Source organism: Microbacterium sp. Root322 (assembly GCF_001425645.1).
Taxonomy (GTDB): Bacteria; Actinomycetota; Actinomycetes; order Actinomycetales; family Microbacteriaceae; genus Microbacterium; species Microbacterium maritypicum.
Genome location: NZ_LMCS01000001.1, coordinates 489,323 through 508,595 on the forward strand (window position 1 = coordinate 489,323; position 19,273 = coordinate 508,595).

The 19,273-nt window shown below is 64.9% G+C and carries 14 protein-coding genes; 8 read left to right on the plus strand and 6 right to left on the minus strand.

The window, feature by feature from the left end; genetic code table 11:
* The first annotated feature begins 7 nt into the window (after window positions 1-7).
* From ASC55_RS02345 to ASC55_RS02365, 5 genes are read left to right on the plus strand one after another with little or no spacing between them, the layout of a single operon-like run.
* Window positions 8-1,684, plus strand: coding sequence for a DUF885 domain-containing protein (locus tag ASC55_RS02345; RefSeq protein ID WP_055868209.1), 1,677 nt, complete (start codon window positions 8-10; stop codon window positions 1,682-1,684).
* A 54-nt stretch (window positions 1,685-1,738) separates the two neighbouring features.
* Window positions 1,739-2,773, plus strand: coding sequence for an LLM class flavin-dependent oxidoreductase (locus ASC55_RS02350; RefSeq protein WP_055872521.1), 1,035 nt, complete (start codon window positions 1,739-1,741; stop codon window positions 2,771-2,773).
* A gap of 47 nt (window positions 2,774-2,820) precedes the next feature.
* The gene (locus ASC55_RS02355) at window positions 2,821-4,173 is read left to right on the plus strand and encodes an MFS transporter (RefSeq protein WP_055872522.1); all 1,353 of its coding nucleotides are present in this window, start codon (window positions 2,821-2,823) and stop codon (window positions 4,171-4,173) included.
* Between the two features lie 34 nt (window positions 4,174-4,207).
* Entirely contained in the window at window positions 4,208-4,963 is a 756-nt protein-coding gene (locus ASC55_RS02360; protein ID WP_200935131.1) for an SGNH/GDSL hydrolase family protein, read from the plus strand.
* A 31-nt stretch (window positions 4,964-4,994) separates the two neighbouring features.
* Window positions 4,995-5,741, plus strand: coding sequence for a formylglycine-generating enzyme family protein (locus ASC55_RS02365; RefSeq protein WP_055872523.1), 747 nt, complete (start codon window positions 4,995-4,997; stop codon window positions 5,739-5,741).
* An 89-nt stretch (window positions 5,742-5,830) separates the two neighbouring features.
* Here ASC55_RS02365 and ASC55_RS02370 read toward each other — a convergent pair whose 3' ends face one another.
* Together ASC55_RS02370 and ASC55_RS02375 are read right to left on the minus strand one after the other, a co-directional pair.
* On the minus strand, window positions 5,831-7,156 hold the full coding sequence (locus ASC55_RS02370; RefSeq protein ID WP_055868225.1) for an MFS transporter: 1,326 nt from the start codon (window positions 7,154-7,156) through the stop codon (window positions 5,831-5,833).
* A 153-nt stretch (window positions 7,157-7,309) separates the two neighbouring features.
* The gene (locus ASC55_RS02375; protein WP_055872524.1) at window positions 7,310-7,843 is read right to left on the minus strand and encodes an AAA family ATPase; all 534 of its coding nucleotides are present in this window, start codon (window positions 7,841-7,843) and stop codon (window positions 7,310-7,312) included.
* A gap of 168 nt (window positions 7,844-8,011) precedes the next feature.
* On the opposite strand from ASC55_RS02375, the gene ASC55_RS02380 reads away from it, so the two are divergent.
* Together ASC55_RS02380 and ASC55_RS02385 are read left to right on the plus strand one after the other, a co-directional pair.
* Complete coding sequence (locus tag ASC55_RS02380; protein ID WP_055872525.1) at window positions 8,012-8,686, plus strand: peptidoglycan recognition protein family protein; 675 nt, start codon at window positions 8,012-8,014, stop codon at window positions 8,684-8,686.
* A 170-nt stretch (window positions 8,687-8,856) separates the two neighbouring features.
* On the plus strand, window positions 8,857-9,222 hold the full coding sequence (locus tag ASC55_RS02385) for a DUF4209 domain-containing protein (RefSeq protein WP_268775888.1): 366 nt from the start codon (window positions 8,857-8,859) through the stop codon (window positions 9,220-9,222).
* A 28-nt stretch (window positions 9,223-9,250) separates the two neighbouring features.
* Here the strand turns inward: ASC55_RS02385 and ASC55_RS17225 are convergent, their stop codons facing one another.
* The 4 genes from ASC55_RS17225 to ASC55_RS02405 form a co-directional block, all read right to left on the minus strand.
* Window positions 9,251-11,323 carry a KAP family P-loop NTPase fold protein gene (locus ASC55_RS17225; protein ID WP_162243035.1) on the minus strand — a complete coding sequence of 691 codons (2,073 nt, stop codon included), beginning with the start codon at window positions 11,321-11,323 and terminating at the stop codon, window positions 9,251-9,253.
* Window positions 11,324-12,676: 1,353 nt separating this feature from the next.
* Window positions 12,677-13,735 carry a patatin-like phospholipase family protein gene (locus tag ASC55_RS02395; protein WP_268775613.1) on the minus strand — a complete coding sequence of 353 codons (1,059 nt, stop codon included), beginning with the start codon at window positions 13,733-13,735 and terminating at the stop codon, window positions 12,677-12,679.
* Complete coding sequence (locus ASC55_RS02400) at window positions 13,732-16,167, minus strand: ThiF family adenylyltransferase (protein WP_055872529.1); 2,436 nt, start codon at window positions 16,165-16,167, stop codon at window positions 13,732-13,734. The genes ASC55_RS02395 and ASC55_RS02400 overlap by 4 nt, the downstream gene beginning before the upstream one ends.
* The gene (locus ASC55_RS02405) at window positions 16,164-17,474 is read right to left on the minus strand and encodes a hypothetical protein (RefSeq protein ID WP_055872530.1); all 1,311 of its coding nucleotides are present in this window, start codon (window positions 17,472-17,474) and stop codon (window positions 16,164-16,166) included. Before ASC55_RS02405 ends, ASC55_RS02400 begins: the two co-directional genes overlap by 4 nt.
* A 347-nt stretch (window positions 17,475-17,821) precedes the next feature.
* Between ASC55_RS02405 and ASC55_RS17450 the strand changes: the two genes are divergently transcribed.
* Window positions 17,822-19,105 carry a hypothetical protein gene (locus tag ASC55_RS17450; RefSeq protein WP_157559400.1) on the plus strand — a complete coding sequence of 428 codons (1,284 nt, stop codon included), beginning with the start codon at window positions 17,822-17,824 and terminating at the stop codon, window positions 19,103-19,105.
* Window positions 19,106-19,273: the final 168 nt, after the last annotated feature.

A 19,273-nucleotide genomic window follows, 5' to 3' on the forward strand; every position in this document is an offset into this window, starting at 1 on the left:
GACAGCTATGACTTCAGCTCCCCGAACCCCCTCCGCCATCGACGCCGTCGCCGATGAATGGGTCGACACGATCGCGGTCCTGGCGCCCACGCTCGGGACGTATATCGGCCGCGATGAGGTGAACGACCGTTTCGGCGACCTGAGCCCGGCGGGGCACGAGGAGATCGCCGCGGCGACCCGCGCAACGCTCGACAAGCTCTCCGCACTCGAGCCGGTCGATGCGATCGACGAGGTCACCAAGACCGACCTCGGAGCCGAGCTGCGTCTCGACCTCGAGCTGCACGACGCGAAGTGGCATCTGCGGGACCTCAACGTCATCGCCTCGGCCGCACAGGATGTGCGCGCGGCGTTCGATCTGATGCCGACCGCGACCGTCGAGAACTGGGATGTGGTCGCGACGAGGCTCGCCGCGGTCCCCGAGGCACTGCGCGGTTACATCGAGACCCTGCGGACCGGTATCGCCGAGGGCGTGACGCCGGCGCGACGCCAGGTCGTCGAGGTCGCGACGCAGATCGACCGCTACACGGCCGACGACGGCTTCTTCGCCGCCTTCGTGGCCGATGCCGATCCCGACGAGGGGCAGCTGCCCGCTTCGCTCGCGCGCAGCCTCGCCGACAACTCCGCCGCGGCACGGGTCGCCTACGACGAGCTTCGTCGCTTCCTCGTGGAAGAGCTCGCTCCCGCGACGGGCGAGGTCGACGCAGTCGGACGCGACCTGTATGCGCTCAACTCCCGTCGCTTCCTCGGGGCGACGATCGACCTCGATGAGACGTACGAGTGGGGGCGCGAGGAGCTCGCGCGCATGGTGGCGGAGCAGACCGCGATCGCGAACGAGATCCTGCCCGGTGCATCCGTGGAAGAGGCCGTCGCCCACCTCGAGGCCGACCCGGCCCGCAAGCTCGTCGGCACCGACGCGCTCCAGAGGTGGATGCAGGAGACAAGCGACCGCGCTGTCGCCGAGCTCGGCGCCTCGCACTTCGACATCCCGGAGGCCATCCGCACTCTCGAGTGCATGATCGCCCCCACGCAGGAGGGCGGCATCTACTACACCGGGCCGACGGACGACTTCTCTCGCCCCGGCCGCATGTGGTGGTCGGTCCCCGAGGGCGTCACCGAGTTCGACACCTGGCGCGAGCTGACCACGGTGTTCCATGAGGGCGTGCCGGGACACCACCTCCAGATCGCCCAGGCCGTGTACAACCGGGCCGAGCTCAACTCCTGGCGCCGTCTGCTCGCCGGCACCTCGGGTCATGCCGAGGGCTGGGCTCTGTATGCCGAGCGTCTGATGGAGCAGCTGGGCTACCTCGACGATCCCGCCGACCGTCTCGGCATGCTCGACGGACAGCGCATGCGGGCTGCCCGCGTGGTGCTCGACATCGGCGTGCACCTGGGCAAGCCTCGACTCGACGGCACGGGTGTCTGGGACGCCGAGTACGCACTGGACTTCATGCGCCGGAACGTGAACATGTCCGATCAGTTCGTGCAGTTCGAGGTGAATCGCTACCTGGGCTGGCCTGGTCAGGCGCCGTCCTACAAGGTCGGTCAGCGTATCTGGGAACAGGTCCGTGACGGCGTCCGCGCAGCCGAAGGCGATGCGTTCTCGTTCAAGGACTTCCACAAGCGCGCACTCGACATGGGCGGTGTCGGCCTCGACACGCTGCGCAGCGCTTTGCTTCCGCGCTGACGGGAATGCGGTCCGGCCGAGGCGTGTTCATTCATCTGAATAGGAAGGGATGACATGGGCATCGAATTCGGGTTGGACACGTTCGGCGACATCACCAGGAACGCGGACGGAGAGCTCCTCACCGGCGCGCAGACGATCCGCAACATCGTCGCGCAGGCAGAGCTGGCCGACACGGTCGGTGTGGACTTCTTCGGGGTGGGGGAGCACCACCGCGCGGAGTTCGCGGTCTCTGCCCCGGAGATGGTGCTGGCCGCTATCGCGGCCCGCACCACGCACATCCGTTTGGGCACGGCGGTGACGGTGCTCTCGTCCGACGACCCTGTGCGCGTTTTCGAGCGGTTCTCGACGTTGGATGCTCTCTCGAACGGTCGTGCCGAGGTGGTTCTCGGCCGCGGCTCCTTCATCGAGTCGTTCCCGTTGTTCGGCTATTACCTCCGCGACTACGACGCACTCTTCGAGCAGAAGCTCGAGCTGTTCGTCGAGCTCCTCAAGGAGGAGCCGGTGACGTGGTCGGGCACCATGCGCGCTTCGCTCGAGAATGCGAACGTGTTCCCGAAGACCGAGAAGGGTCTGCGCACCTGGGTCGGTGTGGGGGGCAGCCCTGAGTCGGTCGTCCGTGTCGCACGCCATGGCCTCGGCCTGATGCTCGCGATCATCGGGGGATCAGCGGAGCGGTTCAAGCCCTTCGTCGACCTGTACCACCGCTCCGTGGCCTCCTTCGGCACGACGTCGCACCCCGTCTCGGTGCATTCGCCCGGCCATATCGCCGAGACGGATGCGGAGGCCTGGGACGCCGCCTACTCCGGTTTCGAGGCCATGAACAACACGATCGGACGTGAGCGCGGATGGCCGGCATACAGCCGTGCGCGCTTCCAGAACGACATCGGTCCTGAAGGAGCGATCTACGCGGGCTCGCCGGATCGCGTCGCGGCGAAGATCGCCGACACGATCACGACGCTGGGACTCGGCCGGTTCGACTTGAAGTACGCCACAGGCACCCTGTCGCACGAGTCGATGATGCGCAGCATCGAGCTGTACGGCACCGAGGTGATCCCGCGGGTGAAGCGGATCCTCGACGCTCAGGACTGACGTCATCGGGCGCGGGACGTCGGGCGCTCGGCTCTACGATGAAGAGCATGGCCAATACCGCCTTGCCGAGCCGCTCATCTCTGGCCGAGCGCCTGGACGTCCTGCCGTTCACCCGTCGCCACCTGCGCCTCCTGACGGGGTCGGGGCTCGGCTGGGCTTTGGACGCGATGGATGTCGGTCTGATCTCCTTCATCCTCGCCGCTCTCACGCAGCAGTGGGGGCTGACGAAGGGCGAAGCCGGTTGGATCGCCTCGGTCGGGTTCATCGGCATGGCCATCGGCGCGACGCTCGGTGGTCTGCTGGCGGATCGTTTCGGACGACGGCAGGTGTTCGCGCTCACGCTGCTCGTGTACGGCATCGCGACCGGTGCCAGCGCGCTCGTCGGAGGTCTCGCGGCACTGCTCGTTCTGCGCTTCCTGGTCGGTCTCGGTCTCGGCGCCGAGCTCCCGGTCGCTTCGACGTATGTGAGCGAGTTCGCTCCGGCCCGGATCCGCGGCCGGCTGATCGTGGTGCTGGAAGCCTTCTGGGCACTCGGATGGACCGCGGCCGCGGTGATCGGCTTCCTCGTCATACCGGCCTCCGATGACGGGTGGCGCTGGGCCTTCGCGCTCGGCGCGATCCCCGCCGTGTACGCACTCTTCGTCCGGTGGCGGATGCCGGAATCGCCCCGCTGGCTCGCCTCGCGAGGACGCATCGCGGAAGCAGACCGCATCGTCTCGGCGTTCGAGGCCGATGCCGGGCTGGGCGGTGCCCCCGCTATCCGCAAGGAGCCGGCATCACGTGCGATCGCGGTCACCGCACGCGCGCGGCTGGCAACGCTCTGGAACCCGGAGTTCCGAGTGCGCACACTGTGCCTGTGGATGGTGTGGTTGGGCGTGAACTTCGCCTACTACGGGGCGTTCATCTGGATACCGAGCATCCTCGTGGATGCCGGGTTCGATCTGGTGCGTTCGTTCGGTTTCACCCTCATCATCACGCTGGCCCAGCTGCCGGGCTATGCTGTCGCGGCGTGGCTGATCGAGGTGTGGGGGCGTCGGCTGACGCTGTCGGTGTTCCTGCTCGGTTCTGCGGTGTCTGCAGTGGTCTTCGGCACGGCGACGACCGAGGGCGCCATCATCGCCGCGGGCATGGCTCTGTCGTTCTTCAACCTGGGTGCCTGGGGAGCCCTGTACGCCGTGACCCCCGAGATCTATCCCACCTCGCTGCGGGGAACGGGCGCCGGTTGGGCGGCAGGAGTGGGTCGCATCGCATCGATCGTGGCGCCGCTCTCCGTTCCGGTGCTGCTGCTCGCCGGTGGAGCGCCGCTGCTGTTCGCGGTGTTCGGGGTGTGCTTCCTCGGTGCTGCGGCCGCAGCATGGGGGCTCGTCGACCGCGGCGGGCAGGCGCTCGACGATCGTTGACGCCTGCTCTCGTCTGCCGCAATAGGCTGGGACGATGGCAGATGTGCGGTTCGTGGCGATCGGCGATTCCTTCACCGAGGGGGTCGGCGATGTCCTCCCGGATGGGCGTGAGCGCGGCTGGGCGGATCTCGCGGCTCAAGGGTGGGCGGATGCCGCAGGACACTCGATCCAGTACGCCAACCTCGCGATCAGAGGCAAGCTCGCCTGGCCGATCGTCGAGCAGCAGCTCGAGCCCGCGCTCGCGCTGAGGCCGACACATCTCTCCTTCAACGGCGGAGGCAACGACATGCTTCGCCCACGCACCGATGTCGAGCACATCGCCGATGCGTTCAGCCGCGTGCTGCGCCGGTGCGACGAGGAGGGGGTGACCATGATCCTGCTCTCCGGGGCGAACCCGAGTGGACAGCTTCCGATGGGATCCCTCGTTCAACGGCGCGGAGATCTCCTCTCTGATGCCGTGCTTCGACGGATCGAAGAGCGCCCCGATGTGGTCCGTGCATTCAACTGGCCGGATCGTGAGCTCTCCCGTGGCGCCTACTGGGCGGACGACCGGCTGCACATGAACGCGGCGGGCCATCACCGTGTGGCGGCTCGGGTGCTGCATGCTCTCGGCTTCGAGCCGCCGGAGACTTGGTGGGCGCCGAGCGATCGCCTCGGTGCGGGGCCGTCGGGGCTCGCCTACTATCGGGAGTTCGTGGGCCCCTGGGTCCGTCGGCGCGTGACCCGCACATCCTCCGGCGACGGTCGCACGGCCAAGTTCCCGTCCTGGGTAGAGCGAGTGCCCTCGTGAATCGAGTCCGACGCTTGGACGCGGGGGACCGGTGAGCGACTTCGAGTTCGCCCGCATCCCCGCCGGCGTGCTGACACTGCGGGACGCACGTCGCGAGGAGCAGCGCGTGGTCGCTCTGGAGCCTTTCGAGATCGGTGTGTATCCGGTGACGGAGGAGCAGCTCGCAGAGGTGCTGGGCATCCCGGTGCGCCACCCTCGTCGCCCCGCATCCGACCTGAGCTGGCTGCGGGCCATCCACTTCTGCAACGCCGCATCCGAGTGGGAGGGCCTGGATCGGGTCTACCTGTTCGATGGTGAGGACGTCTCCTGGGACACGACCGCAGACGGGTACCGATTGCCGACCGAAGCGGAGTGGGAGTTCGCGTGCCGGGCCGGTTCCACCGGACCGCACTATGCGCCTCTGGCCGACGCCGCGTGGACGAGCGCGGACGGCGTCTCGTCGCCGCAGGACATCGGCGGCAAACTGCCGAACCTCCACGGTCTCTTCGACACGCTCGGCAACGTCTGGGAATGGTGCTGGGACCTGTTGGACCCCGCCCGCTACGACGACTACCGCGTGTTCCGTGGCGGCGGGTTCGCCGACGACGCCTGGAGCGTGCGCGCATCTGTCCGCCGTGGGGGAGCACCGCGCATGCATCATGAGGATGTCGGTCTTCGACTGGCTCGTGGTGCGTTCGACACGGTCGACCGTGCACAGGGCTGGTCCGCACGGGCCGACCGGGAGCGAGCCGTGCAGGAGGGGCCGCTTCCCTCTGGGTGGACCCCGCGCGGTCGTTGATCTCACCGTCGTCAGCGCCGCCGTGACCGCACCGGACTCCGCGCGCAGATTTCGAGCCACTTAGCGGGAAACGCTGTGCGGATTGAGGTTCAGCGCCGCCGTTCGGGATCCAGACCCATGCGGATCCGCGTCCGCTTGCGTTCGATGAGGATGAACACGGTGCCGATGATCCAGAGGGGGATCGGCATGAGGAACGCGATCCGGAAGGCATCCAGCGAATAGGTCTCGGGAGTGCCGGCGCCCTGGAGGTCGAGGGCGAGTCCGATCAGGAAGATGGCGATGAGTGCGGCGATGAAGCCGCCGGCGTTCGTCACCCCGGTTGCCGTGCTGAGCCTGTGGGACGGGTTGTGTGTGCGCGCGTGATCGAAGGCGATCATCGATGCGGGTCCGCCGGTCGCGAGCGCGATGGCCAGTACGTAGAGGAGCCAGCTCGGTGCGGTGCCTGGCAGGGCGATGACGGCGATCCAGGCGACCATCTGCACTCCGACGGCGGGGAGCACGAGAGCGAGGGAGCGGTGATTCGGCAGCCGGCGGGAGAGATCGCCGATGATCGGTCCGAGAAGCATGCCTGCAATGACATATACCGAGATGATGCCTGCGGCGTGCGCGGTATCGAGTCCCTCCGCAGCGGTGAGGAACGGCATACCCCAGAGGAGGACGAACGCGGTGCCCGCGAACGGCGTGGTGAAGTGCGACCAGAACGCGAGACGCGTTCCCGGGTGCGCCCAGGCTGCGCGTATGCCGACTCCGGTATCTATCGCGGAGGTGACGACGCGGATGACGCCGGTATCGGTGTTCACTGTCACGTCGGCACCGCGCTCTGCGGGATGGTTGCGGATGACCAAGGCGACGAGGATCGTGAAGAGCACGCCGAGGCCGGCGATGCTGCCGAAGGTGATGCTCCAGCTGGTGGCGTGCAGGAGTGCAGCGACGGGAACCAGGGCGATCAGCTGGCCGGTCTGGCCGATGATGCCGGTGAACTGGACCATGATCGGCCCTCGTTGCGCAGGAAACCAGGTCGCCACCAGACGCAGCACAGCGGGGAAGATCGCGGCGTCGCCTGCGCCGAGCAGCACGCGTGCGAAGATCGCGACGCCGATGCTGGGGGAGAGCGCCATGGTCAACTGCCCCGCGGCCATGAGCAACATGCCGATCGTCATGATCGGACGCGACCCGAAGCGATCCAGCAGAATACCGACGGGGATCTGCATGCCGCCGTAGACGGCGAGCTGCACCACGGCGAACAGCGCCAGCGTCGACGCATCCGCTTGGAACCGGTCCGCCGCTTCGACGCCCACGGCGCCGAGAGATGTGCGGTTCGTGATCGCGAGCACATATGCCGCGACTCCGACGGACCAGATCAGCCATGCTCGCCACCCCGGTGTCGAGACGGGGGAGTGGGAGACCTGCTGCACCTCCCCAACGCTACTCCTCCGGGAACGCGGCAGACGATCGGTGATGAGCGCAGGGACATGCTCGTCTACAGCCAGCTGAGACCGCGGCAGCGCAGGCGGGCGGGACTCGTCGATCTCGGTCGCCTCACTGTCCGGTGATCGTGTGTGGCGCAATCACACGGGCATGCCGCCGCCGAGGTCTTCCACGATGATCTTCACGAGTTCTTCGGTAGTCGTCTCCGGTCCGACCCGCCGCTCATCGAACCAGGGGAGTGGTTGCCACCCGTCGTGCCATCCGCGGATCCTGTCCTCACCGAAGTCGTTCGCGAGCGGCCTCCCCGCGTGGCGCCGGATCGTCTCGTCGAGACCGACGTCGAACTGGTAGATGCACGTCGTCCCGCGGTGGTCGCGATACAAGCTCTCGAAGACGTCGGAGTAGTCGCGCAGGTTGAAGACCCCATCGAGAATCACGTCGTATCCGAGGTCGAGTGCCTGTCTGGCAGCGCCGACGATCAGGACGCTGGCATCCCTGGACCGCCTCAGCCGATCGGGATCGTGCAGCAGCTCCCGGCGAAAGTGATCCTGCGAGATGAGAGCCACCCGCACACCGAGCTCCGGCCGCAGCGCCGTCGCCGTCGTCGTCTTGCCCGACGCCGCATCGCCGCGCAAGATGACGAGACGGGTGGAGTCACTGCCGGTGTCAGCCATCGAACCATTCTCGCAACCCGCGGCGGGTAGATCGGTGATCATCACGCCTGGTGACGGCTGGCCGTGTTGAATGGGCAGATGCCGCACTCTCACCCGCCCGAGCCTGCTGTGCGCCCGGAGGCGCATACCCGAAGGCGGTTTCTCATCGCTGCCGGCGCGGGGGCGGCCGTGACCGCAGTGGGGATCTGGCTCACCACGACTGCTGAGGGCCCCGACGATGCGACGCCGGCAGTGGACCCGGACAATCCGCGAGGGCTGCCGGAGTACGACCCTGTCTACGAGCGGGCGGTTCGCGGCCTCGAGGCGCCTCTCGGGTTCACGGACTGTGCGAATCCCACGAACCGGGCCAACCGCGACACCGCGGGAAGCGACGGCCACGTGGTGAGACCGGTCATCGACCGGTTCATCATCCACCACACCGGGACGACCGCGGACCAGTTGGACTTCCTGTCCCGCTGCAACAAGCGATCATCCGCACCGACCTTCTACCTACGCAACGACGGTTCCGTCATCGAGTTGATTCGTCCGTCCGCGAAACCGTCCGCAACCGGCGCTGACTGGAACTGGCGGTCCGTCGCGGTGGAGACTCTCAACGCCAGCGGGGCACCTGAGTACGCGGTGACGGAGGCGCAACTCGAAGAACTCGCGCAGATGATCGCGTGGCTTGCGACCTTCGACGGCAAGAGTCTGGACGGCGTGCCGGTGTCGTTCACGATCGACCGAGCCCACGTCATCTCTCATCGCGAAGCCTGGTCGGGGACCGAGTGCCCCGGTCCCTACCTGCAATCCCGTCTCGACGACATCGTGGCCCGCGCACAGCAGATCTTCGGTGATCGGGGATAGGCCGGTTTCCCGCAATCTGACATAATGTGCATTATCGGATATCCACTCACTGGAGTTGCATTAGATGCAACTACTGATCACAACGGAGTGGGTTTTGTGATTTCGTCGCGAACCCGGCCTACGGTTGGCGGGCGCTCTGTCTGAGGACGTTCAACGAGGTTACGATCCAGATCTGCTTCGAGTGGAATGCTCCTCGTCATTCGACCGACGATGATGTTCCTCCGACAAGGCGGGCATTCTCCGCCCCGCTCGCCACGTTGGTCGAGTCGGACAAGATGGAGTCGATCTTCGGGCATAACGAGGCGTTCGAGATCCGCGCGATATTCGGCGGCAACGGCGGGGCAAACCTGAGGAATCAGTCGGCGCACGGACTGCTCTCAGACCGCGACGAACAGTCGCCGTACCCGTTCTATGCCTGGTGGATGACGTGGAAGCTCATTGCTGAGGAGTTCGGCAACACTGAACGCGATGCCACCGCATCCGCAAACCGCGAGCCCGCAGACCCGCCCGACGCAGACGACTCAATAAGTTCGTGAACGATTCACATCGGCGGACGCATCGCCCTCACGCCTCACCGGCCGCCGACTTCCCCATCGCGCGCAGGGTTTGCATGGCATAACGCCGCCGATTGGAGTCAGAAAGATCCATATCGTCGATACGAACCTCGTCGGCCTCAGCCGGCATCTGCGCAGTCATCCGGGTTCGAACGTTATTCGAGACCAGGAGCATCCAAGTCTCCGGATCAAAAGCAAGTTCCGTTCGGGACCCGTTGCTGCTGTACCAAGCTTCTGTCGTCACCATGGCAGTTGCTAGCGCCAAGAACGCTTCAAGATCACCATCAACAAGATCATCGAAAGCATTCCGCATCGCATCGTGTCCAGCCGCCCGAACCTGCAATGCGATCTTCGCACGGAGCATCTCGGGACTGTCGACGACGAGCGCACCTGGCCGCGCGAGTGAGTCGGAGGAGAATTGCGCGAAGTCGGCCAACAATCGGGCCTTCCGTGCGTCCTTGCTCGCGCCCGGCACTGAGATAGCTCGCATGACAACCTTGAGTGCATCCCCCTCTCCGAACCGCTCAAGGAGTTGCACACGATTGAACTCACCAGAAGAGTACCCCCGAAGGACCTCCCTCCCCAGCCACTCGAAAATCAAGTCAACCGGGGAATCGGAGTCTCCGCGCGTCGGTTCAAAAGCTATCTGCAACGCCTGAAGGAAGCTGACCAGACGCGAGACCTGTTGAGTGTCCCCCATCTCGGTGCGTTGTTGCCAGAGTCTGTTCAGGAACACCCGAACGGCAACGAGTTCAACGCTCTTAATCTGAGTCAACACTTGACTTTCGGCAATCTGATCTTCCGCTTGCTCAAGCAACGACCGGAGTGCTCGACGACCCAGCACATCGGATAAGTCATTGCTCGGGATGCCGAGGCTGAAGTAGCGCTCTTCATACACGGGATCCGCGAGCGCTTGCGGATGCAATGACATCGGCTGGGCGGAGTCGAGACTCGGGAAAAGGAAAACGAGTATGGGCCACACGCCCGCGACGTCCTTGCGCCTAGAGATGTCGCGGATCTCCCGGTTCCACTTCTCAATCTCATGAACCGCATCGGTGGAGTCGGAGCTCAATCCAGCGCGCAGCTTCGGAGCCCAGTCTGATAGCGCCTCGTATACCTCGTGGTGATTCAGCCGGAGGTAGGCGAGCGCAGCGAAGTCGAGCATGTCTACCTCCCCGGGGATGAGCTTCGCAACGGCTCGCAGATGTTGTTCGTACCGAGCAATCTGGCGCGGGGTCTTGAGGGCGGCTGCGAGCCTATCGACGAGCAACCGATACCGAGAGATTCCCTCTTCGCCCAGCGAGATCTCATGGTCCCCGAGCGCACGGTTTAACGTCTCCGATAGATGGTGCCAGCGCCTCGCGACATCTATCTGCGGAAGCTCAAATGGATGCTGAACAATCTTTTCCATGAAGGAGCTTGTGCGTCCGCTGATGCCTTCCGCAGCGAGCAGATCTTCTACCGTGTCCGCGTCGTACGCGACCAGATAGTGAATGTTGGGGAATCGCCCAAGCAGTCGCACTACCTTCAGGAACTGCAACAGCTCGGGGGCGTCGAGCCGGTCGATGTCGTCGCACACGATAAGGACGCGCTGCTCCATCGCCTCTAAAGACTGGGACAACGCCCCGAACTCCTCAGACCAGGGTTTTCGGTTGGTGAGGTTGCTCGCTGCCGTTCCGACAAGGCGAGCCAAACCTGAGCCCCCGGCGACAGCGACAAGCGGACTCAGCAGATCCACATACCGCTTCAATTCTCGCTTGGCCCGCTTCTTGTCTTGTAGCGCACCCCCAAGTGCTTTGTCGAGAACGGCCACGAATTCGAGTTGCAACTCCGCGGTGCCCGAAGCGGACCACGGGGTGAATGACGTCGTAATCCAAGTACTCGGCAGCGCTTCCCGGACCATTGCCGCGACGGAGGACTTCCCGCTTCCCCAGGGTCCGACCAGTCCGAACACTGTCGAGGCACTTCCCAGGCGGACCGCGTCGATGGTCTCTGCTACGAGCGCGGCGAACGGCGACCGGCCAAATTGGTCTTGGTCTGAGCTGTGGACGGGGTCATCAGACCACGGCTGCGATTCAGTCACGTGCTCACTGTAGCCATCCCTTCGACCGCCACACCGCTCCAACCTCGCACCGTGTCTGACGAAGGATCGCGATGGTGGCTGCACAAGGCCCAGCCCCCGCCACGATGTTCGCCTCGGGCGGTGCCCCACCCTTTCAAACATCCCTAGCCAGCTCGACCGCGCTCCCCCACACCCACCACCGGAACACTCGCTCCCCCACACCCAGCACTCGATGCCCGCGGCCGTGCGCGTGGAGCGGAGAAGGTTCGCATCGACGCGGATAGCATCCGGCCCGAATCGCACCCCGGCCGTCCCTGGAGGGTCTAGATCCAGCCGCTGGCTCGGCTCGGCCTTCTGACCTATACCGTCGATGAGGAGGATGCACGCCGCCGCCTCATCACCGCTACGGAGAACGGGCGTCGCGCCGTCGCTGCTCGACACCCGGCCTCACTTCCGTCACAGTCCGAACGTTCGACTGATCTACAGCCGCGGGCAGATCTGTCGTCCTAAGGCGCGCTCAACGCGGACAATGAAGACGACGTTCGGCCACGCGGTTCCGTCGAGAACAGCCCGGATCTCCTCGAGCGTCACGCCGGCGGATGCCGCGAGCTCCGTGGCCACGATCCGTGCGACAGCGTCGCGTACATGGAGAGTGATGCCGCGCGCGATCTCGGCGGCGATGTTCTCGGACCGAGTGTTCGGCCAGCCAGGAGACAGCTCGGCCGGGTTCTTGCGATTTCCGCCAGCGCGCTGGGTCTCGCCGCGAAGAGGGATTCCACGAAGCTGCGGCAGACATCGTGTCGGTCGTCTTGTTCACCGTCCCGAAAGACGGCAAGCGTCGCCGAGGACAGCCACAGGCTGCAGAGAGCCCTGCCAGCGTGAGTTGCCTCGACCGTGAGCCGAAGGTTCGCGGCCGCCGCGAACTCTGTCGCCGCTTCCGCCACCTCGATCTCGAGCCTGCTCAGCAGCGAGAGGTAGGCGGGTCGTCCGGTTCGTGGTCACCGATGCGCACCGGTCGCTTCTGACGAGGCTTGAAAGGATCACTCACACCGGTGCGCACGTCAAGCAGACCAAGAGTCACGGTGTGAATCTCGAAGCGAATCTCATGCAGGCGCCGTGGTGGATGGTGAAGACGCGAGACGCCCCGGCAGCTGCACGTGCCGTTCGGCGTGACGAGCGAGATCTCGGTTCGTTCGCCCGCGTGGCGGACGCAACCTGGCTGCTCGGCAGACACGCTTGCCTCGCGATTCACGGTCGGACAGTTCTCTCCCTTCGCGGCGCGGCATCCGTCGACCGCGGTTTTCGAGTCAAAGGATTGACCTGGCGGCAAGTGAAGCTATCACCGACAAGCAACCACGCAGCCGCAGTTTTGCTCTATCGCAGATACTCGGCTGCCAGGGTCCTCGTGATCTGCTCTGCACGCACGGAGAGCGCCTCAAGCTTGTCCGCAGGCATCTTCGCGAAGTTTGTGGGGTAATGCGCGATGGTCTCCCGCGGAACCAGATCAGCGATCGGCGGAAGCTTCCGGTCGTTCGTCCCCAAGTAGATGTGCAGCATTCCGTTGAGCTCTGCAGCGTGGTGGTGGAGACGGCTACGCGTCCCGTCTTGCGCCCGCCCGTGGGCGATGCCAAACGTCTGTGCCGCCCGGCCCGGGAGGTAGCTGGCTGGGTTGCGACGGTACTGTCCCCGCCCGGAGTCGACGACGATGATGGCGTCCAGGTCGTAGACGTGCGCGGTGTGATCCGTCGAACGTCCGGGCAACAGAGGCGTCACTCCGAGGTTGTCGTAGACCCCTCCGTCCGTGAGGGCGAGCTTCGTCCGGGTCTTCGTTCCGTCGCGGTACTCGAACTCGTAATGCCGGACCAGCGCCGGCAGCAACAGCGGGAACGCCGCAGACGCGGCCACCGCATCCGCCACCGTGACCTTGTCGGTGATGCGGCCCAACGACCAGCTCGAACTCACCTTGCTGCCGAATCGCACCGCCTGTCCGCGGCTGAGGTCCGTTGCCGTGATGACGGTGTCGAGGTCGGTACGGTTGACCGCGTTCATCGGAACGTCAAGCCCTCGTCCGCGTAGCGCCCTGGCCAGGGCCTCTGTCCTCGAAAAGCCACGAGGCCTTCCCAGCCACGCACCTTCCACCGACGCCGCGGTCGAGCGTGCTATGGCGGCAGGATTGAACGCGCGTCGCACGAGCTCGGCCTGCAGACCCTTCCGAAGAAGCTGACGAACGTTCAAATCGAACGCGTCGAAGTCGCGCGGCCCGTACGCCCACATCGCAGCGAGCACGCTCCCACCGCTGATCCCGGACACCACCCGCACGGAGCTCAGCAAGTCCTGGTCGTGGAGCGCGCGCATCGCACCGAGCCCGAAAGCCATCGCCCGGAAACCTCCGCCAGATAGCGCAAGTCCGATCCGTCTCGACGTGGCGGTCACGATGTTGCTCCAGGAACTGAGTGGAATCCCGGTGGATACGCGAAGCCCCCCGGAAAGGCTCTATCCGCACCGTGAGAACCAGCGCCGAACATCATCGGCATTTCCGGGTGTTGTCCACTCAGCGTGGAGAGGCGCGCGTATATCGACGGCTCCACGTCATCGTCGAGCCACCGTTCCCAGGACTGACCTCCGACGATGACCATGAGGGCTTTCTTGCCGACGCGCTCCCGATTGACCAGGCGCCACATCCCCTCGTCGTCCGTGATGGACGGGTGCGCGACACCGTGCGGGTGCGAGTGCCAGAGCCCGACGAAACTCTGTCGGTTGTGCGTTGCCTCGCGGCGGTGGTCAACCAGCTCCTGGGTGCCGACGATCCCGTGGTCGAAGAACTTGGCCGACAGAGTGCTGTCAGGCGGCGGGCCGATCGCACGGTCGACGTGAAGGATGAGGCACGCGTCATCGAACGCTCCGAGCATCATCCCGCCGGTTTCGACGCGCTGGCCTCGAAGCCGCCGCCCACGACGAGCTTCCGTGCGCATGTCAGCGAGGGCATGCCGAGACATCCGAATCTCGTAAGCTCCGGAGTTACTATCCGGCAGTATCAGATCCGACGCCCACGTCCGCATGTCCACAGCAGGTCTCGTTCGGCTCGAGCGACGCACGAGTACTGCAGACATCTCATCGGAGTGCTCCGCGAGCGCTGCGAGGGCCTCGTTTAGGAGCATGCCCGCAAGTGCGCTGACGTCAGCGTGCGATCCGATGAACGTCGGTGACGAGCACCCGGGCTCGGGGAAGAAGAGCGCGGTGCGCGACTCGCGCGGGAAGAAGTCGTCGGCGATGTCGTCGAGGCTGGGCGAGGCGATAGCCTCGATGGCAACCCGGCGAAGGATGTCTACCGGCCCACCCGAAACACCTCGCCTGGCCACCGTTCCGATCCCGTTCTTCGCGTCGTGACCAATCATCACACTGAGCAGGTTCGGCCACTGCTCGCGGCGAACCATGCGGTGGCGTTCAATCGCGTGGCGCACTCCCACATCAGCTGTTGCGTCGATGACCAGGTCGACATCAGGTTGCTCAGCCGTCGCGGAGAACAGGCTGGCCACGACGTCGCCGACGAGCGGTTGCACAACCAGGTCTCCCCGAATCCCGCTCAAGCGTTCAGCGAGCACCTGTGCTTTGAATCGACCGATGTCCGCATCTGCGTACGGCTGCCGACTGAGAATCCCCGGGTTCACGCGACCATTGTCTGCCACCGTCAGTTCGCTCACTCCGGCCCGCAGGCAGTGTTCAGCGATGGGCGCCCCCAAGGCTCCTGACCCGAGGACGAGCACGCGTTTGCCGCGAAGGAACGCTGAGTCCGACTCGCCATCGCGGGCACGGGTGACCTCGGAGCGCCCCTCCCACACGCGCATCCAGGCGACCTTCGAATGCTCGACCCAGAGACGCCCGAGCTCGTACATCTCCTCCCGCTTGTCTTTCATGACACCGAAGTCGCCGGCGGCGAGGAGGTCCGCGACTTTCGCCCCGGTGTCGTCAAGCCTCCATGCACTCAAGTGAGCAAGAAGGGCCTCATCGATTCGACGTGCCGGCGTTCCGACAATGACGATGGCCGGCAGTTGTTCGTTGCGCGACAACTTGTCTTCGACGACCCGGTTGACGAGCCGCACTCTCGAGAGCTCGTGAAGGAGGTCCTCCCGGCTGACTCCGCTGAGTTCAAGAGCGTCAACGAGCGGCTTCGCTCCGCTAGGAAACTCAAACGCAATCTGGTCGGAGATCAACGCTGTGGTGGCCAGGAAGAAGGTGCCACCATCCGAGTCGAGTGGCGCGAAGTCGTCATCTAGTATCCGATTGAGTGCTTCCAACCAAGTGAGCCACTCGACGACCTCGCTGCGATGAGCCCGCATCACGCACCACGCATACAAGATCTGGGTGCGTTGCGCTTGCTCGTCGCGCGCCCAGGGCACGAGGTGTCCGAGGTTGGGCTTGACCAAGAGGTGGCCAGCGGACGCGGTGGGGTAGACGGCAGGAGGATGGAGAGGCTGCCCCTCCGGGTCCAGCGTTCCTGCGGCGGCGTTCTCTAGCCAGCTCGTCAGCCGATCCAGGAAACCGCGGATCCCATCTCCAGGTTTCCATTCAACGGCCGGCGCAGCGTAGAGGCACAGGTGCCTTCCCCACTGCACGTGCGCTGTTCCCGCCCAACGCGTGTGCCGTGACGAAACGCTCGGGGCTGCGAACGGGAAGGCCTCGGGCACCGTGATCGTGAACCGCTCGCGCGCACGTACCTGAATGCCTCCAGGTGCGTGCATGATGCCTCGGGTGTCGAGAGAGACGTCAAGATACGTCCACCCGTCCTTCTCTGAGGTGGACAGCAGCTGTATAGGCCCGTCGGGGGTCGAGAGCGCCTCGATCTGTCCGACTGCGAGCTCGTTCACTGACCGAAACCGACCGCAGTCTCCGGCGCATCTTCTCCCCCACGGTCCTGAGCTGTTGCCGCACGCACCTGCTCAGGACCCGAGGCGGCCGCAGCCGTGGTCCCGAAGGCTGCAACGGCTCCTGCGAGGATGCTTGCGCGCGCGAGCACTGTTGCCAGTCTCGAATCCGAGTGGGCGAAAGCGGCCTCCTTGGAAAGATTCGCGGATGCGGCCAGCTCGACTGTCTCATCGCGCACGATGCCGGCTCCGGAGGCGGAGACGCCGAAGACGATGGGTGACGGCTCGTTGACGTCGAGCCATTCCATGGTGACCAGGAACTCGTCCGCGATCTCGCGATACCTGTCCGCCGCCATCTTGTGGGGAGGGTTGGCTCCGTCGTTATCTGCGTCCGGCACGATGTGGCTGCTGGACACGATAACGGCGCCATCGCGCTGGTGCTCCACGAACTTATCGAGCACATCGTCGAGAAGCTGCTCGGAGCCATCAATCGACTTCAGGTACATCACCTTCTTCGAGCAGTGGTGAGGAGCAAGGAGAAGGTCCCACTGCAGCTTCTCCGCGCGTTCGTGCTCCTCGCTGTAGCTCATGATCTTCATGATGGTGTCGTGAGCGAGGTCACCGAAAAGCAAGAGTTTCCCATCGACTCCGGACTCATCGCGGAGCGTCACCTGCATCGCGAGGGACGTCTCGTTGCGTGCCGCTGCCGCATCTGCCGCGAAGGGAGCATGAATGAAAGCCTCGAAGACATCACTGCAGTCGACGCCGTCCAGTGCAGTGACAGGCTTGCCGGGTCCGCTCTTGAACTCCGTAGGAAGCTCGTTGTACGCGTGCTTGTCGTGGTCCGTGTCGTAGCCGAAAACAATGATCCTGTCACCGCTCTCAGGCGTCTTACCGTTCGCAACGTCAGACAGAACCGCAGCAACCCGCCGCTCCGCCTCCTCCTGAAATGCTCGCGCGTCCTCGCACAAGTCATCCTCTGCGCCGTCGAGGTACTCACGCCACAACCGAGGGGTTGCCCATAGTTCGCCGATGGTGACCTTCTCGAGCAGATCCGCGAATCCGAGGCAGTGGTCCTTGTCTGCGTGCGTGAGCGCGAACACAGCCAGATATGGGCGGCCGTCTCGGATGGGCAGGCTCGCGGCGAGTTCATCGACGACCGGCCGCTCCGGGGAGCTTTCCGAGTCAGCTTTCGCCATGTCATGCAAGTCGATCTGCATGACGAGTTCTTCGCTGATGACCAGTGTGGTGCTGTCACCGGTGCCGACGGGCCAGAAGACAGCGCCCCGGGTGGGCAGTGCATCGGTCATTACTTGTTCCTCCTTCTGAGTTACAGCCAGTTCAAGAACGGCTTGCCGCGGAGGATCTGTCATTGTCGTGAGTCCGCGTTCCCCAGAACACGAGCCCCTGCCCCCAGGCCGGCAGACCCGCCAATACAACTGTCCGCCTGACTGCAAACTGCAGCTTTGTTCAGTGTACGAGCGGCCACCGACATTGGCAGCGGTCCCCTCTCCAGCGTCGCGATGAGGAGCTGTAGCGCGCGGCGCAGAGCGAGTCTGCTCGGCCCGGTTAAACGACTTCATTGGTGATCTGCTTGTATGTCAGAAGTCGAAGCACAGAACCGGGGGGACCAGTCGTGTGGCAGGGGTCTTATGAATTGACGCTCAACCAGTGGGGCGTGGGCCACGGCGGCTTCCATTCACAATCGCTTTTCTTCCGGAGGCACCTGCGCGCACCGAGGAGACCGTTGGGCGCGGGCTCGATGCTTCGGCTAATCTACGATTGTGGGTCGGGCAGAGGCGTAACCCCCAAGCCGGCTCTTGCCGACGCGGTCGCGAGGATGCTCAGGGATATCCCTGAAGGTTCGACCATCGACCTTCTCGTCATCTCGCATTTTGACCGCGACCATGTGAATGGGCTCGACCATCTTGCCGCCGAACTGAAGAAGCGACACATTGGAGTCTCCCGGGTGTGGGCGCCGGTGCTGTCGAAGCTCGAAGCGCTCTACGCCATGACATCGTCTGACGACGCGGGCGGCGCATCAGGGACATACGACAGCCTGCTCCTTGATCCCACTGGACGCCTCACCGAGCTGTTTGCGGGTGCCGAGGTGTCAATGATTCGTGCAGACGGGGAGCCCATCCCCCTCCCTCCGACCAGTCGGGATCCAGCCGATGCTGAGGAGGACATCGACGGTGACGAGGTCCTCCTCGAACCTGCACCGACGGGGAGGGGCTTGGTCGCCCGACGAGGTGGTGCCGCTAAGCGCGAGGTACTGTGGGAAATTCAGCCATACGTCATCCCCTCTGTCCTCGAGGGCGCGGCCAACGTCAAGGCGGCGGTGAGACGCGTGACGGGGAAGGGAGTCGCGGACTGCACCATCGACGAGCTTGTGGCCCTCGCCGGCGACGCGATGCTGCGAAAAGACTTCCACGATGCCGTGCTGGCGCATCACCGAGGGCTCTCCCGGACGACGCGACGATCAAGCGCTCGAACCGGCTCCAATCTCTCCTCCCTCTGCGTGTACTCGGGCCCGGCTTCGCCGTACGAATGGTGTCACTTCCGAAACGGGTGGCTACCGCTGGCGGTCACCCCGACCGCCATCCCAATAGCGCCGGCTTGGCTCGGCACCGGCGACGCAGGCCTACTTCGCCCTCAAGACGTTGATGGTCTCCGCGTCGCTCTCACGACTCACAGGCTCGATAGGGTCGGCATCACGTCTGCGCCACACCACGGCTCGCGACTGGACTCGTCGGCTCAGTTCTGGGACTCATTGCCGAACGTGAGACGCGTAACTATTCAGGCACACAATGCGCACGGTGGCACGGGCAACGCCCATCCTCACTCGCACGTGCTGTCAGAGCTCTCGGGACGGAACCTTGAAGTGCACATCTGCACAGATCAGAACGACTTTTGCTGGAGAGATAGGCGCATCCGTTAGCGCTGACGCTCCGTGTCGCAGCCCTCGCCCGACGCGGGAGAGCGAAACGCCCTTCCATCTAAGAGATCCCCAAGGGTGATTTGACTGGCCGAGCGAGACAGTGTCGACGCGCTGGGGATGTTGGACGGTCCGTCGTTTCGGAGCATCGCCCAGCTGCCCCAGGGCGTT

Excerpts from the sequence above, each read along its gene's own strand:
- ASC55_RS02345 (WP_055868209.1), top strand. The coding sequence starts at position 8 with ATGACTTCAGCTCCCCGAACCCCCTCCGCCATCGACGCCGTCGCCGAT.
- ASC55_RS02350 (WP_055872521.1), top strand. The coding sequence starts at position 1,739 with ATGGGCATCGAATTCGGGTTGGACACGTTCGGCGACATCACCAGGAAC.
- ASC55_RS02355 (WP_055872522.1), top strand. The coding sequence starts at position 2,821 with ATGGCCAATACCGCCTTGCCGAGCCGCTCATCTCTGGCCGAGCGCCTG.
- ASC55_RS02360 (WP_200935131.1), top strand. The coding sequence starts at position 4,208 with ATGGCAGATGTGCGGTTCGTGGCGATCGGCGATTCCTTCACCGAGGGG.
- ASC55_RS02375 (WP_055872524.1), bottom strand. The coding sequence starts at position 7,843 with ATGGCTGACACCGGCAGTGACTCCACCCGTCTCGTCATCTTGCGCGGC.
- ASC55_RS02405 (WP_055872530.1), bottom strand. The coding sequence starts at position 17,474 with ATGACCGATGCACTGCCCACCCGGGGCGCTGTCTTCTGGCCCGTCGGC.